The sequence below is a fragment of the Alicyclobacillus macrosporangiidus CPP55 genome (genome assembly GCF_000702485.1).
GTDB classification, from domain to species: domain Bacteria; phylum Bacillota; class Bacilli; order Alicyclobacillales; family Alicyclobacillaceae; genus Alicyclobacillus_H; species Alicyclobacillus_H macrosporangiidus_B.
On sequence record NZ_JNIL01000001.1, the window covers coordinates 3,497,992 to 3,513,500 of the forward strand.

16 protein-coding genes are annotated in these 15,509 nt (G+C 59.1%); 11 read left to right on the top strand and 5 right to left on the bottom strand.

The window, feature by feature from the left end; translation table 11 throughout:
* The first annotated feature begins 2 nt into the window (after window positions 1-2).
* The 8 genes from N687_RS0117265 (at window position 3) to N687_RS0117300 (ending at window position 8,107) form a co-directional block, all read left to right on the top strand.
* Window positions 3-902, top strand: a complete 900-nt coding sequence (locus tag N687_RS0117265; RefSeq protein WP_029423051.1) for an ABC transporter permease — start codon at window positions 3-5, stop codon at window positions 900-902.
* Between the two features lie 72 nt (window positions 903-974).
* Window positions 975-2,612 carry an N-acyl-D-amino-acid deacylase family protein gene (locus tag N687_RS0117270; RefSeq protein WP_051663395.1) on the top strand — a complete coding sequence of 546 codons (1,638 nt, stop codon included), beginning with the start codon at window positions 975-977 and terminating at the stop codon, window positions 2,610-2,612.
* Window positions 2,613-2,643: 31 nt separating this feature from the next.
* Window positions 2,644-3,393 (top strand): creatininase family protein, encoded by a 750-nt coding sequence (locus tag N687_RS0117275; protein ID WP_051663396.1) that lies wholly within the window; start codon window positions 2,644-2,646, stop codon window positions 3,391-3,393.
* Window position 3,394: 1 nt separating this feature from the next.
* A complete protein-coding gene (locus N687_RS0117280; RefSeq protein WP_051663397.1) occupies window positions 3,395-4,639 on the top strand; it encodes a threonine synthase in 1,245 nt (414 codons plus the stop codon).
* Window positions 4,603-5,688 carry an alanine racemase gene (locus N687_RS0117285; protein WP_029423055.1) on the top strand — a complete coding sequence of 362 codons (1,086 nt, stop codon included), beginning with the start codon at window positions 4,603-4,605 and terminating at the stop codon, window positions 5,686-5,688. Before N687_RS0117280 ends, N687_RS0117285 begins: the two co-directional genes overlap by 37 nt.
* 73 nt (window positions 5,689-5,761) lie before the next feature.
* On the top strand, window positions 5,762-6,133 hold the full coding sequence (locus N687_RS0117290) for a RidA family protein (RefSeq protein WP_029423056.1): 372 nt from the start codon (window positions 5,762-5,764) through the stop codon (window positions 6,131-6,133).
* A 35-nt stretch (window positions 6,134-6,168) separates the two neighbouring features.
* Window positions 6,169-7,134 carry an ABC transporter ATP-binding protein gene (locus N687_RS0117295; RefSeq protein WP_029423057.1) on the top strand — a complete coding sequence of 322 codons (966 nt, stop codon included), beginning with the start codon at window positions 6,169-6,171 and terminating at the stop codon, window positions 7,132-7,134.
* Window positions 7,135-7,147: 13 nt separating this feature from the next.
* On the top strand, window positions 7,148-8,107 hold the full coding sequence (locus N687_RS0117300; RefSeq protein ID WP_029423058.1) for an ABC transporter ATP-binding protein: 960 nt from the start codon (window positions 7,148-7,150) through the stop codon (window positions 8,105-8,107).
* Window positions 8,108-8,146: 39 nt separating this feature from the next.
* Here N687_RS0117300 and N687_RS0117305 read toward each other — a convergent pair whose 3' ends face one another.
* Window positions 8,147-9,346 (bottom strand): MFS transporter, encoded by a 1,200-nt coding sequence (locus N687_RS0117305; protein ID WP_231493524.1) that lies wholly within the window; start codon window positions 9,344-9,346, stop codon window positions 8,147-8,149.
* A gap of 163 nt (window positions 9,347-9,509) precedes the next feature.
* On the opposite strand from N687_RS0117305, the gene N687_RS0117310 reads away from it, so the two are divergent.
* The 3 genes from N687_RS0117310 (at window position 9,510) to N687_RS0117320 (ending at window position 12,019) form a co-directional block, all read left to right on the top strand.
* Window positions 9,510-11,297, top strand: coding sequence for a M3 family oligoendopeptidase (locus N687_RS0117310; protein ID WP_029423060.1), 1,788 nt, complete (start codon window positions 9,510-9,512; stop codon window positions 11,295-11,297).
* A 295-nt stretch (window positions 11,298-11,592) separates the two neighbouring features.
* Window positions 11,593-11,745: a hypothetical protein gene (locus N687_RS24070; protein WP_156040200.1), complete on the top strand. Its 153-nt coding sequence runs from the start codon at window positions 11,593-11,595 to the stop codon at window positions 11,743-11,745.
* Window positions 11,746-11,758: 13 nt separating this feature from the next.
* Window positions 11,759-12,019: a hypothetical protein gene (locus N687_RS0117320; protein WP_029423061.1), complete on the top strand. Its 261-nt coding sequence runs from the start codon at window positions 11,759-11,761 to the stop codon at window positions 12,017-12,019.
* Between the two features lie 574 nt (window positions 12,020-12,593).
* Here the strand turns inward: N687_RS0117320 and N687_RS0117325 are convergent.
* From N687_RS0117325 to thiE, 4 genes are read right to left on the bottom strand one after another with little or no spacing between them, the layout of a single operon-like run.
* Window positions 12,594-13,376, bottom strand: coding sequence for a thiazole synthase (locus N687_RS0117325; protein WP_029423062.1), 783 nt, complete (start codon window positions 13,374-13,376; stop codon window positions 12,594-12,596).
* Between the two features lie 34 nt (window positions 13,377-13,410).
* On the bottom strand, window positions 13,411-13,611 hold the full coding sequence (gene thiS, locus N687_RS0117330; RefSeq protein ID WP_029423063.1) for a sulfur carrier protein ThiS: 201 nt from the start codon (window positions 13,609-13,611) through the stop codon (window positions 13,411-13,413).
* Window positions 13,608-14,762, bottom strand: coding sequence for a glycine oxidase ThiO (thiO, locus tag N687_RS0117335; protein ID WP_029423064.1), 1,155 nt, complete (start codon window positions 14,760-14,762; stop codon window positions 13,608-13,610). The genes thiS and thiO overlap by 4 nt, the downstream gene beginning before the upstream one ends.
* The gene (gene thiE, locus N687_RS0117340; RefSeq protein WP_035462471.1) at window positions 14,746-15,402 is read right to left on the bottom strand and encodes a thiamine phosphate synthase; all 657 of its coding nucleotides are present in this window, start codon (window positions 15,400-15,402) and stop codon (window positions 14,746-14,748) included. Before thiE ends, thiO begins: the two co-directional genes overlap by 17 nt.
* Window positions 15,403-15,509 lie beyond the last annotated feature (107 nt).

The following is a 15,509-nucleotide window of genomic DNA, read 5'->3' on the forward strand; positions in this document are numbered from 1 at the left end:
ATATGCGCAACGCTGTTCCGGCGCAGGAGCTGAAAGGATACTCATCAACGACCGTATACCGAAATCAGAAGAATATTTTCAAAAATATGCAAGCAGCGCTGCGGATACCTGGCCTTTACATCGGTGGAACGGTGCTCTTGATCATCGTGATTGCTGCAGCGCTAGCGCCCATTCTTACGCGCTATGATCCTAATGGCATGAATATGCAAGAAATGCTGCGTCCGCCTTCGGCGGTCCACTGGTTTGGAACGGATAACTTTGGAAGGGATATTTTTACCCGTGAGTTGTACGCACTCCGGCTCTCTTTGTTGATTGGGTTCTGTGTGGCCGCGGCGACCGGGGTGATAGGTACTGTTTTCGGCATGATTGCTGGGTTTGTCCGACCGGCAGACGCCATTATTATGCGAATTGCCGATGGATTCATGGCCTTTCCATGGATGGTTTTGGCCATTGCGACCATGGCCTTTCTTGGCAGCAGCGTGACGAACGTGATCATAGTATTGAGTATTGTCTACTCGCCCAGGATGCTACGGATTGTGCGCTCTTCTGTTCTCGTCGAAAGAGAAAAGGAATACGTAACCTCAGCGATTACCGTTGGAGCAAGTAAGATACGAACTGCGGTCAGACATGTACTCCCGAATGCAGTGGCTCCAATGATAATTCAGCTGACATTCACTTTCGCCTATGCCGTGTTGAATGAATCTCTGTTGGATTTTCTAGGAGTCGGAGTTCCACCCAGTTTCGCCAGCTTAGGGAAAATGATCAGTGAAAGTGAACAATACATGATTCAAAGTCCATGGACAACCTTGTTTCCTGGCTTAGGGATTGCCGTCGTCGTTCTTTGTCTGAATTTCCTCGGGGATGGGATTCAAGATTTAATTGGGAAAAAATCAGGTGGATAGAGCAGGGAGGTTACTTGAATCCCAGGAGGTAAAACTGATTCATAGTCGAGTGTAATTTGGGAGAGTACACAAGTGAAGCGGAGGTTGATGCACGTGGATGACTTATTAATTCGAAACGGGATGATAGTCGACGGAAGTGGTGCACCATGGTACCGAGCTGATGTCGCCATCAAGGATGGTCGAATCCGCGCAATTGGGAAGTTGCAAGGGGTAGCCGCAAAAAGTGTAATCGACGCGGACGGCCTCGTTGTCTCCCCTGGGTTCATCGACACCCACAGCCACGATGACCTGCACATCCTGGAGAACAAGACGATGGATGTAAAGGTTCGTCAGGGCGTAACGACAACTATTATCGGGAATTGCGGGTTCAGTCTCTACCCAGTGTTGCCTGACAATGAGAAGCTGTTCCATGAGTATGCCTCCGGGATCTTCGGACAGCCAGAAAAGGGTAGTATGGCCTATCTCTCGGTGAGAGATTTTTTTACGGATGTGGAAAGAAACGGAGTCGCCATCAATGTCGGGTCTTTGGTTGCACACGGCGTATTACGGATATCTGTCATGGGGTTTGAAGACAGACAAGCGACGCCGGAAGAACTCAATCGAATGAAGGAGCTCTTGCGGGAGTCGATGCGAAACGGATCTCTTGGGATGTCCATGGGTCTCATCTACGCACCGGGGTCTTATGCAAACACGCAGGAGCTCATCGAACTGAGTAAAGTGGTAGCAGAAGAGGGCGGGCTCATTACGTCCCACATGCGTAATGAAGCACGCTTCTTGCTTGAATCCATTCAGGAGATGTTAACAATCGCGGGGGAGGCCAAAGTTCCCCTCGAGATATCTCATCTTAAGGTCTGTGGAATCCCGAACTTTGGAAAGGGGAAACAGGCTCTTCAGATGATTTCGAATGCGAAACGAAATGGTATTGACGTGACGTTCGATCAATATCCGTACCCCGCTGGCAGTACAACCATGACTACTCTCATGCCGCCCTGGGCGTTAGAGGGCGGTATCGAGCAGTTGTTACTACGCGTAAAGGATGAGGCAACCCGTTCCCGAATCCGGAACGACATCTTAGAGGGTATTCCGGATACGCCATGGGAGCCGATGTGGAAACTGATTGGATGGGAGAACATCATGATTTGCGCAGTTCGAACGGACGAAAACAAGAAATATGAAGGCAAGGACATGCAATTTTATGCGGATGCTCTCGGCATGACTCCCGTGGACGCTCTCCTGCATCTTCTCGAGGCCGAGGATGGGCAAGTCATAATGGTCATGTTCCAGCAGGATCCCGAAGAAATGGAGGCCATCATGGTCCATGATCTTCAGATGTTCGGCTCCGACGGACTGCCGTTGAAAGGAAAGCGGGCCCACCCGCGATTATATGGGACATACCCGCGGGTACTTGGTACCTACGTACGGGAAAAAGGCGTGCTAACACTAGAGCAGGCAGTGTACAAGATGACTTACTTGCCTGCTAATCGTTTCGGATTGTTGGATAGAGGTCTACTCAGGCCCGGAATGGCTGCGGACATCACGATTTTTGACCCAGTGACAGTTGAAGACCGCGCATCCTACACCGGTCCAGCTGTTCCTCCCGTAGGCATTCACAGCGTGATCGTGAATGGAACCATCGTACTCAAGAACCACGAGTTGACGGGGCAGTACCCTGGCAAGCCGTTGAAACGAGTATCTGCCGGACAACTTTAAATGACGCCGGGTAAGAAGGAGGCTCAATATCGTGCCGTTTTTCAAATTCATAGAACTGACAAGAAAAAAGATAGCCGAAATTGCCGGGGAAAGCCTTTTTGTTCTACCTGTAGCCGCCACGGAGCAACACGGCCCACACTTACCTGTCGGCGTTGATACTTTTACGGTAACGGCCATCGCGGAGTCAGCCTGTCGTCTCGCCGGCGACTCTCGTTCTGTTGTCCTGGCACCTACACTACCTTTTGGGAATTCTCATTACCATTTCGATCATGGTCCAGCGATGAGTCTCTCGATCTCGACCTTTCAAAGGGTCCTCTATGATTTGTTGGATAGTGCCTGTCGGTGTGGGTTTAAAAGGTTATTTATTTTAAACGGGCACGGCGGGAACGACGAGTGTATTCGGATCGCGGTTAGAGAGGTAGTGATGTCCCATGATGTGGCTGCTGCCGCTGCTTCCTATTGGACAATTGCAGAGGAACGTCTGACAAAGGAAGGTTTGGTTCCGCAATCTGGAAACCTCCCCGGGCATGCGGGGGAGTTCGAGACGAGCATCATGCTGTGTCTACATCCAGAGCTTGTTGATGGCCGGCCGGAGGTAAGAGTGGAAGCACCCACGCGGTATTCTCTCTCGCCGTGGAAGTTATTTGTACAAAGATCGCATTTACAGGTCGGCGTGGACGGATACACAGATGATGCCAGACATGCAACGGCGGACTACGGAGAGAAAATCCTTCGTGTGATTCAGGAGGAAGTGGCGTCGATCTTAAGGAGAGATTTCTAACATGAACTTGCGGTGTGTAGATTGTGACGCGTTATTCCCGGCCTCCATGATGTATCACTGTTCACACTGCGGGGGCATTTTGGAGGTGGTCGGTCTAGGGACCGGTACCTGTGGGGAAGGCAACGAACGAGTTTCCGCGCAACCCACCATGTGGAGATACGGGAGTCGATTGCCTGTCGAGGATCTGAGCTATGCGGTTTCTCTCGGAGAAGGCATAACACCCATTCATGCTGCCAACCGGTTGGCGGACTCCTTCGAATTTGAGGGACGCCTCCTTCTAAAGGACGAGGCAGTAAATCCGACGGGATCGTTCAAGGATCGGATGCTCAGCGTTGCGGTGAGCCGTGCCAAGGAACTAGGATTCGAGAAAGTCGTGTGTGCCTCGAGTGGAAACGCAGGTGCCTCAGCTGCGGCTTATGCCGCGAAGGCTGGTATGGAGGCGGTTATCCTCGCGCCGGTACATACACCCAGAGAGAAGCTTACTCAGATTGCGGCGTATGGCCCAGAGGTGAGACTCGTAGAAGGTCATTACAGTAACTCGTATCGCATTGCTCAACAGCTATCCAAAGAGTTTGGTTATGCGAATATGACCACCACCTACATCAACCCGTATGCGGTGGAGGCGTTGAAAACTGTCGGCTACGAACTGTATGAGCAACTGGAAGGGTGGATACCCGATTACGTGTTCGTGCCCGTTGGGGCGGGCCCACTGCTAAAAGGGATTTATCGCGGTTTTACAGAAGCTCGTGAGGTCGTCGGCATTCTCCACGGGGACGTAGAGAAGCATAAGGATGCGAGGATTCCCAAGCTGATTGCGGTGCAAGCGGAGGGCTGTGCCCCTGTTGTGAAAGCTTATGAGTCTGGATTGGACAAGGTCTCTGCCTGGGGAGAACCTTATACGATTGCATCGGGCATCTCCGATCCTTTGATAGGTTATGAGCAGGATGGCACACACACACTGCAGTTTGTCAAGGCAAGTCAGGGTTTTGCGATATCAGTCTCCGACGACGAGATTCTTCAGGCCATGCGTGCCTTGGCTGTGCTGGAAGGAGTGTTCGCCGAGCCCACCGCCGCTTGCTCAGTTGCAGCCGTGAAGAAGGCTCTTCAAGCTGGTGCCATTCCTCAGAGCTGTTCCGTGGTCTGCATGATTACGGCACATGGTTTCAAGGACTTCAAGATATATCAAGATATGGAAAGGGAGCATCGTAAATGCATATTTCCGAGTTACCCACACCGGCCGTTTTAGTGGACGTCGATATCCTCCGTAAGAACATCGAGTTCATGGCAGCGACGGCCAAGAAGGCGGGTGTCAAGTTACGCCCACATATTAAGACGCATAAGATGAAAAACGTGGCCCGAATGCAATTGGAGGCTGGGGCGATAGGCCTGACTTGTGCCAAGATCAGCGAGGCTGAGATCATGGCGGAGACCGGGGCTGATGATATTCTCATAGCTTTTCCAGTCGTGGGGGACATTCAAATTGAACGAATTATGAACCTCTCCAAGCGCATCAAATTGACGATTGCATTTGATAGCTACTTTGGGGCGGCGAAATTGAATGCGGCCGCGTCCAAACATGGCCTGACAGTGCCGTTGTATATGATTATCGATACCGGGAACAGCCGCGACGGAGTTCTCCCAGGTGAGACGGCTCTCCAATTGGCACGAGAAATTGAATCCCTCAGTCATGTGAAGCTCGTTGGCATCATGACCCACGAAGGTCATGTAGGGAAGGCCAGGGATTTAGGAGAACTCCGCGAGCTGGCTGAGGATGTACAGAAGAAAATGGTTGCCACAGCGACCTTATTGCGAGAGAACGGTGTCAAACTTAATGACGTAAGTATTGGTTCTACCCCAGCCTGCAAATGTGGAATCGCGATTGACGGGATTACCGAATGGAGACCGGGTACCTACGTGTTTAACGATGTGAATGAACTCATGGTCAGTGGCTCCTTGGAACAGTGTGCGGTGTCGATTCTAGCGACCATCATCAGTCACCCTAACGCTGAACGTGCCAATCTTGATTCCGGGAGTAAGATATTGACCTCAGACTTATCGAAGTGCCGAGACGGACATGGATTTATAAAAGAGCTTCCGAATGCGACGATTGAACGGTTGAACGAAGAACATGGTATCGTTCGACTGAATGGAGAAAGGTGCGAGATTGGCCAACGAGTTACGATTATTCCGAACCACGTGTGTCCTGTGATCAACCTCATGAATGAGGTATTCGCGGTCAAGGGAAATGAAGTTATAGGTAAGTGGACGGTGGACGCGCGAGGAATGGTTGTCTAATACATCTTTGCCTTGAGCTTGGGTGGTCCTCGTTGCGACTTTCTAATCAAAGCATTGGAGAAGGTGATTGAACATGAAGCAGAAAATTTTTACTCCCAAAGCTCCCATGCCGGCAGGCCCCTACTCCCAGGGAATCAAAGTCGGAAACCGCATCTATGTAGCCGGTCAAGGACCACTTAACGTGGAGACTGGAACGAAACCTGAAGGCATCGCCGCACAAACTCGGCAAGTGCTCATTAACATACAGAATATTCTAGAAGCTGGTGGAGCCAAGATGTCTGACGTCGTCAAGGTAACTGTACATCTTGCGGACCTGCGAGACTTTGAAGAGTTCAACAGCGTATATAAGGAATTTTTCGAAGATCCCTATCCAGTGCGAACCACTGTTGAAAGTGGATTAAACAATATTCTAGTAGAAATAGACGTGATTGCGGAAATAGAATAACAAAGTTGTTGCAAACGTCTGCGGAGGTTGTGGAAATGAACGCTCCTTTGCTGGAGATTAAGGATCTGAAGACGTATTTCATCAGCAAAGACGCCACGGTCCGTGCCGTTGACGGCATCGACATCGAGGTGCAGCCGCGGCAGGTCGTGTGCATCGTGGGCGAATCCGGATGCGGCAAGAGCATGACGTCGCTGTCCATCATGCGCTTGGTGCCGAAGCCGAAAGGCAAGATCGTGGACGGCGAGATCTGGTTCAACGGCCGGGACTTGCTCAAGCTCTCCGAGGACGAGATGACGGACGTGCTCGGTAACGAGATCTCGATGATCTTCCAGGAGCCGATGACGGCGCTCAACCCGGTGTTGACCATCGGCGAGCAGATCACCGAGGTGCTGTTGCGTCACCGCAAGATGACGAAGCGACAGGCGCTCGCGAAAGCCATCGAGATGCTGCAGTTCGTCGGGGTACCGCGGGCCAGCGAGATCGTCCATGAGTATCCCCATCAGCTGTCGGGCGGCATGCGGCAGCGTGTGATGATCGCGATGGCCATGGTGTGCGAGCCGAAGCTTTTGATCGCGGACGAGCCCACCACCGCCCTGGACGTGACCATCCAGGCGCAGGTGTTGGAATTGATGAAGAAGATGCGGGAGGATTTCGATACATCCATCATCCTCATCACCCACGACCTCGGGGTGGTGGCGGACATGGCCGATCACGTGGTGGTGATGTACGCCGGCCAGGTGGTAGAATCGACCGACGCGGACAGCCTGTTCGCAGAACCGACGCATCCGTACACGAAGGGGCTGTTGGCGTCCATCCCGTCGCTGGAGGAGGAGAAAGACGTGTTGTACTCCATCCCCGGCACGGTCCCGGACGCGGCCGCGTTCCCGCAGGGGTGCCGGTTTGCGGATCGCTGCCCGATCGCGCAGCCGAGCTGCCGGGAGAAGATGCCGGAGCTGCGCGAAGTGAAACCCGGTCACTTCGTCCGCTGCGATCTCGTATGAAGGGACGATTGAGATGAGCGAGAACTTGCTGGAAGTACGCAACCTTAAAAAATACTTCCCCATCACGGCGGGGTTGTTGCGCCGGACGGTTGGCCATGTGAAGGCGGTCGACGACGTCTCCTTCACGGTCAAGGCGGGCGAGACGCTCGGCATCGTGGGCGAGTCGGGATGCGGCAAGTCGACCACGGGGCGCATGATCATGCGGGTGCTCGAGCCCACCTCCGGCCAGATTGTGTTCGATGGCCAGGACATCACAAAGCTGCACGGCAAAGAGTTGCGGGCGGTGCGGCCGAAGTTCCAGATGGTGTTCCAGGACCCGTACGCGTCGCTCAACCCGAAGATGGGGATTGAGGAGATCATCGCGGAGCCGCTCATTGTCAACGGGGTGAGCCGCAAGCAGGCGACCGAGCGTGTCATCCACTTGCTCGAGCGCGTGGGCTTGCGGGCCGATGACCGCCACCGGTATCCGCACGAGTTCTCCGGCGGGCAGCGCCAGCGCATCGGGATCGCGCGCGCTCTCGCGTTGAACCCGAAACTGATTGTGGCCGACGAGGCGGTCTCGGCGCTGGACGTGTCCATCCAGTCGCAGATCTTGAACCTGATGATGGACTTGAAGAAGGAATTTAATCTCTCCTACATCTTCATTTCCCACAACCTGGCGGTGGTCCGCCATATCAGCGATCGCGTCGGCGTCATGTACCTCGGGCACATGGTCGAGCTGGCGGACAAACGTTCACTGTACGCGAATCCCCGTCATCCGTACACAGAGGCGCTGCTGTCGGCGGCGCCGGAACCGAAGCGCCAAGGGCGGCGTGAGCGCATCATCCTGCAGGGGGATGTGCCGAGCCCGGCCAATCCGCCGAAGGGCTGCCCGTTCCACACGCGCTGCCCGAAGGTGATGGACGTGTGCAAGGTGGAGCGGCCGGTGCTCAAAGAGGTGGCGCCGAACCATCTGGTGGCCTGCCACCTATAATCCAAGCGTGTTGGTGACACTTAAATATCGCAAGAAGTACTATATTTTTATATCTGGATTTTTCAATTGTTTGTTCCATTGGATGTAGACCGCATTGAGCAGCAGAATGGCCATCGTGACGTAGAACACGTCGTGGATGTCCCACGTCGCGGCAACCGTGCTCCCGAGCACTGGTCCGAGGAGGTTTCCTAAGAACTGAAAGCTCGAATTGATGCCATACGCCTGGGCCTGCATTTCTTCAGGTGCCAACTTCTTGACAAGCACCGCGAGTGACGGGAGCATTCCACCGACGAAGAGCCCGAGCAAAAAGCGTCCAACCATAAGCATCGGGATGCCGTTCGCGAACACTTGCGGCAGAAAGGATATGGCAGACAAGATCAGTGAAATCACGAGAATTTTTTTCGGTCCCACGACATCGGAAAGCTTGCCGAGAATGGGTGAACCGATGAGATTCGCGATGCCGGTACAAGCGACGACCAGCCCTGCAATGAACTCCAGATGTGAACCCTTGTAGAGCAGGGTCGTGTAAATCGTGAGAATCGGCTGGATGCTCATCATCCCCAGCTGCGTCACCAGTGACGCGATGAAGACAGGCAACAACAACCCCATCACATGCTTCTTGGAGACCTTTGGCTTGTCTCTCTTCGCCGCATGGGAACCACTGCGTTGTTCGTGGACGTAGATCCAAACGATGAAACTGGCAAGCAAGAGCAACATGCCGGTCAGAATGAAGACCCAGCGGAACCCGACGGCTTCCGCCAGCGCTCCGCCGATGAGGGGGCCAATGAGCGCGCCTGCAACCTGGCCTGTTTGCAGCGTGCCAAGCGCCCGACCGGAATACTCCTTCGGGGTCACGGACGCCTGAAGGGAGATGGCCATTGAAATAAACCCGGCAAATACCCCGTTGACGAATCGCAGCGCCAAGAGCTGCCACGGCGCGGTCACAAACCCCATGAGGATGGTCATCGTGCCCATGCCGATCCCGGCACGGAGCAGCATCGGTTTGCGACCGTAACGATCGGCGACGCCGCCCCAGATCGGCTGGAAGATGGCAGCGGTGAGCATCTGCGCCGCAAAAATCCACCCGGACCACTGTTCGACAGCGGATAACTTGTGAACCCCGAGGTCTTGCACGAACAACGGCAAAAACGGGACGATGAGACTGGTGCCCGCGACCGCGAGGAAAGTCGACACCCACAATATCCAAAGCGTGCGTTTCCACGGTTCCAATGCCTTCACCTGTCGACAGTTTAACTATTTCGAGGGTAAAAATAAATACGCTAAATACGCTGGATCGATAGACCTAAGCCGCTTATGTACGCCTGCCCTTGCAGCGGCGCATGCAGGCGCGGTACCCTGAAAACGGATGTCGACAAAGCGTTGAGCCAATACATAGGGTGGGATGCACGTGACGACCGTTTTGCAGCAGACTTGGGACCTCGACAGCATCTTCCCGGGCGGAAGCCGGTCCGCCGAGTTCAGCGCCTTTTTGGACGATCTCGCCCGCGCGATCGAATCCTTCACCGACCGGACGACCCGTCTTCCGGTCAGCGGAGGCGTCGACGATTGGGCGGAGTCCATCCTCGCCCTGCAGGACCTGCGCGCCCGGCAACGGCAGGCCGCGGCGTTCACCGAGTGCTTGACGTCGGCCGACACGAGTGACGAGCGGGCCAGGGGGCTGCAGTCCCGGGTTACGGAGCTGAGCGGGCGCATCAGCGCCGCGCTGGCCGCGTTCGACGCCAAGCTCAGCCAGCTCGACGAGGCCACCTGGGCACAGCTGATCGAGGACCATCGCGTGGCGCCAGTGCGCTTTCACGTCGAGGAGCGGCGCCGGCGTGCCCTCGACAAGCTGCCGCCGGAGCAGGAGCAGTTGATCGCCGGCCTGATGGTAGACGGGTACCATGGCTGGAGCCAGTTGTACGACACCATCGTCGGCGGGTTGACGATCACGGTGGAGGACGCCGGCACTCCGAAGACCATCTCGATGGGACAGGCGGCCAACCGGTTGTTGACGCCCGATCGGGCCGTGCGGGATCGACTGTTCCAGCAGTGGGAGGCGGCGTGGCAGAGCCGCGAGGACCTGTGCGCGCAGGCCATCAACCACATTGCCGGCTTCCGGCTCGAGGTGTACCGGCGCCGCGGCTGGGATGATGTGCTGCGCGAGCCGCTCGAGATCAACCGCATGGACCGGGAGACGCTGGAGACGATGTGGGCGGTGATCGCCGCCAACAAGGCGCCGCTCGTGAAATACCTGGAGCGCAAGGCGAAGCTGTTCGGCGTCCCGCGGCTGAGTTGGCACGACGTGCCCGCGCCCTTGGGCCGATCGACGTCGACGGTGACGTATGAGCAGGCGCGTCAATTCATCGTCGATCACTTTGGCCAGTTCAACCCGGAGATGGCCCGGTTTGCCGACAGTTGCTTCCGCGATCGCTGGATTGAGGCGGAGGACCGGCCGGGCAAGCAGTCGGGCGCGTTTTGTACCAGCTTTCCCGTCAGTCGCCAGACTCGCGTGTTCATGACCTTCTCCGGCACGACGGCCAACGTCTCTACGCTCGCGCACGAGCTCGGACACGCGTACCACCAGCACGTGATGCGGGACATGCCGGTTCTGATGCAGCAGTACGCCATGAACGTCGCGGAGACCGCCTCCACTTTCGCCGAGGCCATCGTTTCGGATGCCGCTGTGCGGGCAGCGGGGGACAAGGACGAGCGGATCGCGTTGCTGGATGAAAAGATTGAGCGCGCCGTGGCGATGCTGATGAACATCCACGCGCGCTTCCTCTTCGAGACCCACTTCTACGAGGAGCGCAAACGCGGTTGGGTCCCGGCAGAGCGGCTGAACGAGTTGATGGTGGAGGCGCAGCGCGAGGCCTACTGCGACGCCCTCGCCGAGTGGCACCCGCGTTTCTGGGCGTCGAAGCTGCACTTCTACATCACCACGACGCCGTTCTACAACTTCCCGTACACGTTCGGCTACCTCTTCAGTGCCGGCATCTACGCCCAGGCCCAGGCGGAGGGCCCGTCGTTCGCGGACAAGTACGTGGCGCTGTTGCGCGACACCGCGGCGATGCGGGTGGAGGAGTTGGCCCGGCGCCACCTCGGCGTGGATCTGCGACAGCCCGACTTCTGGCAGTCCGCCGTCTACTTGGCGGTGGCGGACGTGGACGAGTTCCTGCGCCTGACCGAATAGATGCCATGCGACTGGTGTCCGGGTCCCGCGGCTGTGGAAGCTGCCGGACCCGGGCGTCCTATAGGGTGTCCTGTAGGGCGGGATGGAGAAGCGTCGGACGAGGACATTGCGGGTGCCAGCGGGTGGCTGGGGAGTCGCGAAGGCCACAGGATCGACGGAGCGGGCCGAACCAGCGAGGTCGACGGGGGTCAGCGTGGGTCAGCGCGGATCAGCGGATCGAAATGTGTGAACCATCCTATTGCTCAGACCGTGTGGCGAGCGTATCATGGAACCTATCTTTCAGGAGGTGACGGCCGTGGAGGAGGAGAAAAGGGCGTTGGAGACGTGCGCGGTCTGCGGCGGAGAACTTGCACCCGCGGAGGCGGAGCGGGCGCCGGAGGGGCGTGCGGATCAACTGTGCGACCGATGCCTGGACGCGTGGGCTCGCGACGTGGACAGCCACTGGTGAAGGAAGCGAGGCGATGGCAATGCGTGGCCTCGGGTGCCTGTTGCCCTGGCGGCGGGATGAGGTGTTGATCTACACCGCGCTGAACGACGAGTCGTGCATCGAGGCGATCTCCCGGCTGGAGCAGGCGGGGGTACGGCATCGGACGGCGTTGCGGGGAGTTTTCGGTGGACGCGCTGATCGGTGGATGCACGCCGGCCGGCAGTACGACATCTATGTGCCGCGGGAGCAGGAGGAACGGGCGTTGCGCGCGCTGCAGGGACGCCGCGGCGGGTGAGGCGGTTGTGGGCGCTGGAGCGGCGGATGGGGTGTGGGCGGCGCGGGGGCGGGGTGCGGTGCGTTGGGGCGGTGTGTGTGCGGAACGGAGTTCCCTGATGCGGAACCTCAGTGGTATTGCCGCGCTCCCGGCGCGGCGCTTGCAATGTTTTCGCCTGTATGTAGCGCGGCTGCGGGGGCATAACAAACGTTTTCAGCTTATGCGTTCACCGGTCCATATGAATAGCGACCCTTTGAATTTTAGACGGTAGGCGTCGCGAGCCTCGAAGGTGCAATAAGGCAAATCTCCGCACTTATCCACCCCAGCCGACCTCTCTGTAAAGTCAATTTGCCACATTATTGGTCGCACGAGTGCGGAGGTAAAGCGAATTCTCCGCTTTATTGTGGATGACGGAACGGAGTTCCAAAACACAGAACTCGATCCGCCAAGCCGGCCGGAAGATAACGCGCATTCGCCACTCTATCGGTTGGCACAAGGGGACGGACCGGGGACCGGAGGCGATCCCGCGGCCCGTCGCGCCCCTGCCCCGTCCCCGGCTCAGGCCCCGCCCCGGCGTCACTTCAACATCCGGCCATCACTTCATCCCGCCGACCAGGCCTTCCACCGGGCTGGACGGCGAGGGGACGTCGGATTTCGGGATGCGGCCGGCGCGGTACGCCATCCGCCCCGCCTCGACGCCCAGCGCCATCGCCCGCGCCATGGCGACCGGATCGTCCGCCTTCGCGATGGCCGTGTTGACGAGCACCGCGTCCGCCCCAAGCTCCATCGCGAGGGTCGCGTCTGAGGGAGCGCCGATGCCCGCGTCGATCACGACGGGGACGCGGCCGCCGACGAGATCGATGATGCGTTTCAGCCGCTCCGGATTCGGCAGGCCCTGGCCGGTCCCGATGGCCGATCCGTACGGCATGATGGTCGCACAGCCGATGTCGAGGAGGCGTTTGGCGACCGTGTGATCGTCCGTCGTGTAAGGGAGGACGACGAAGCCCTCCTCCACCAGGACCTTTGCCGCTTCGATGGTTGCCACCGGATCGGGCAGGAGCGTCCCGTCGTCCGGGATCACCTCCAGCTTCACCCAGTTGGACAGCCCCGCGGCCCGCGCCAGCCGGGCCGTGCGGATCGCCTCTTCCGCCGTATGGCAGCCGGCCGTATTCGGGAGCAGGAAGTAGCGGTCGAGATCGATAAACGCCAGCAGGGACTCCTCACGCTCGTCCAGGTTGACGCGGCGCACCGCGACCGTGACGATCTCGGCGCCCGACGCGTCCAGCGCCTGGCGCATCTCCTCAAACGTGCGGTACTTGCCCGTGCCCACCATCAGGCGGGAGCGGAAGCTGCGCCCCGCGATGACCAGATTGTCCATCTCTTCATCTCCTTTCGGATATCCGCGCGCGGCCTCAACCGCCGCCGACGAATCGCACGACCTCCACCACGTCGCCCTCGCGGAGGACGTGATCTTCGAACGCTTCGCGGTCCACGATGCGGCCGTTGACCTCGACGGCGACGCGTTCGCCCGCGAGATCGAAGTGCTCTAACAGTCCCTTCACCGTGACCTCCCCGGGCAGGTCGCGCGGTTTTCCGTTGACGATCACGTTCATGGCGCATGCACCTCCCTCTTCGCGTCCGAGCCTGCGGCGTCGGCCCTCCAGGCCTCCACCGAGAATGGCCGCCAACGCTCCGGCCACGGTTCTCCGGCGACGGAGGCGGCGAGGATCGCCCCGGTCACCGGCGACAGCAGGATGCCGTTGCGGAAATGGCCCACGGCCAGGTGGACGTTCGGGTGCTCCGGCACTGGCCCGAGCAATGGTTCCCCCCTGGGGGATCCGGGACGAAGGCCGATCCAGGCGCGATCGAACACCGCATCCGCCAGGCCGGGCGCCGCCCGCCGCAGCCCTTGAAGCAGGTGCAGCAGGGCGTCGGCCGTGAGGTCGCGGTTGTACCCGGCGCCGTGCTCCTCCGTGGCGCCGACCACCACCGTGCCGTCCCGCTTGGGCACCAGGTACACCTCGTCTGTGTGGAGCGTCCGCGTGATGCCGTGGCCAGAGCGAGGACGCACCGCCAACAGCTGCCCCTTCACGGGCCGGATGGCGAAGTTCACGCCCAACCCTTCCACAAACCGGCCCGCCCATGCGCCGGCCGCAACCACCAGGGTGTCGGCTGAAAACTCTCCGTCCGCCGTCCGCACCCGCACGCAGCCCCCCTCCGGCGCGATGGCAATCACCTCCGCACCCTCGCGCACTTCGCAGCGGCGGTGGACTGTCCGTGCCAGCGCCCGCATCAGGAGCGGCGCCGCCACGTTGCCGTCGTCCGGCAGCAGCAGCCCGCCCAAACCCGGCGCCGCGTCCGGCTCGAGGGTTTGGATGTCCTGCGGATCCATCCACTCAGCTCGTCCGCCGTGGGCCGTCTGCCAGGCCATCGCGCGCTGCAGGGCCTCTGCCTCCTCCGGGCGGCGGGCGATCTGCAGGATGCCGTTGTGGACGTACTGGATGTCTATCCCGGTCTCCTCCAGCAACGCTGCGGCGAACGCGGGGTACATCCCGCGGCTCTCCAGGCACAGGGCGTAAAACGGCCCAGGCGCGCCCACCTCCAGCTGAGCGCCGAGCATCCCGGCCGCCGCGCCCGACGCCTCGCCGCCGATGTGCCCGCGCTCCAGCAGCAGCACCCGCCTCCCGGTCTGCGCCAGGCGCCAGGCAATGGTGCAGCCGATGGCCCCGCCGCCCAACACGATGCTGTCATACCCCCGGCTCATCCGATTTCCTCCTCTCCGCTCGCATCTGCTCCACGATGCGCGCGGCCGCCGCCCGCGGGTCGGGCTGGTTGAGGACCGCGCCGATGACCGCGACTCCGTGGCAGCCCGTGGCGAGCACGGCGGAGACGTTGGTGTAATCGATCCCGCCGATGGCGATCACGGGAATGTCGACCGCCTCCACCACCCGCCGCAAGGCGTAGACCCCGCGCGGCGGAACCCCCGGGTGGGACTCGCTGGCGTACACGTGGCCGAACGTGACGTAATCTGCCCCCGCCGCCTCTGCGGCCAAGGCCTCCTCGAGCGAGTGGACCGAACAGCCGATCACGCCCCGCCAGCCGCTCTGCTCGGCGATCCGCCTTACCACCGCCACCGGCAGGGACTTGGCCGCCAGATGCACCCCGTCCGCTCCGATGGCGATCGCGATGTCGATCCGGTCGTTCACGAACAGCTTCGGCCGTACTCCAGCCTCCTGGCAGCGGGCCTGCACCTCCAGGCACAGGTCGTATACCTCAGCCGCGGGGGCTTTCTTCTCGCGGATCTGGAGGACGTGCGCGCCGCCCAGAGCGGCCAGCGCCAAGGCCTCCGGCAGAGGCAGGGTGTGCCGCTGGCGATCGCTCACGACGTGCAGAACCGGTTCCACACCACCCCTCCTCCATATTTCGGTTGGTCTGCATGAAAAACGCCGCACCCAAAGTGGGATGCGGCGGGCCTCCAATCTGAACCCAGCAAACGCAACCGGTCGCAGGT

Excerpts from the sequence above, each read along its gene's own strand:
- N687_RS0117265 (WP_029423051.1), top strand. The coding sequence starts at position 3 with ATGCGCAACGCTGTTCCGGCGCAGGAGCTGAAAGGATACTCATCAACG.
- N687_RS0117280 (WP_051663397.1), top strand. The coding sequence starts at position 3,395 with ATGAACTTGCGGTGTGTAGATTGTGACGCGTTATTCCCGGCCTCCATG.
- N687_RS0117285 (WP_029423055.1), top strand. The coding sequence starts at position 4,603 with ATGCATATTTCCGAGTTACCCACACCGGCCGTTTTAGTGGACGTCGAT.
- N687_RS0117290 (WP_029423056.1), top strand. The coding sequence starts at position 5,762 with ATGAAGCAGAAAATTTTTACTCCCAAAGCTCCCATGCCGGCAGGCCCC.
- N687_RS0117295 (WP_029423057.1), top strand. The coding sequence starts at position 6,169 with ATGAACGCTCCTTTGCTGGAGATTAAGGATCTGAAGACGTATTTCATC.
- N687_RS0117300 (WP_029423058.1), top strand. The coding sequence starts at position 7,148 with ATGAGCGAGAACTTGCTGGAAGTACGCAACCTTAAAAAATACTTCCCC.
- N687_RS0117310 (WP_029423060.1), top strand. The coding sequence starts at position 9,510 with ATGCACGTGACGACCGTTTTGCAGCAGACTTGGGACCTCGACAGCATC.
- N687_RS0117320 (WP_029423061.1), top strand. The coding sequence starts at position 11,759 with ATGGCAATGCGTGGCCTCGGGTGCCTGTTGCCCTGGCGGCGGGATGAG.
- N687_RS0117325 (WP_029423062.1), bottom strand. The coding sequence starts at position 13,376 with ATGGACAATCTGGTCATCGCGGGGCGCAGCTTCCGCTCCCGCCTGATG.
- thiS (WP_029423063.1), bottom strand. The coding sequence starts at position 13,611 with ATGAACGTGATCGTCAACGGAAAACCGCGCGACCTGCCCGGGGAGGTC.
- thiO (WP_029423064.1), bottom strand. The coding sequence starts at position 14,762 with ATGAGCCGGGGGTATGACAGCATCGTGTTGGGCGGCGGGGCCATCGGC.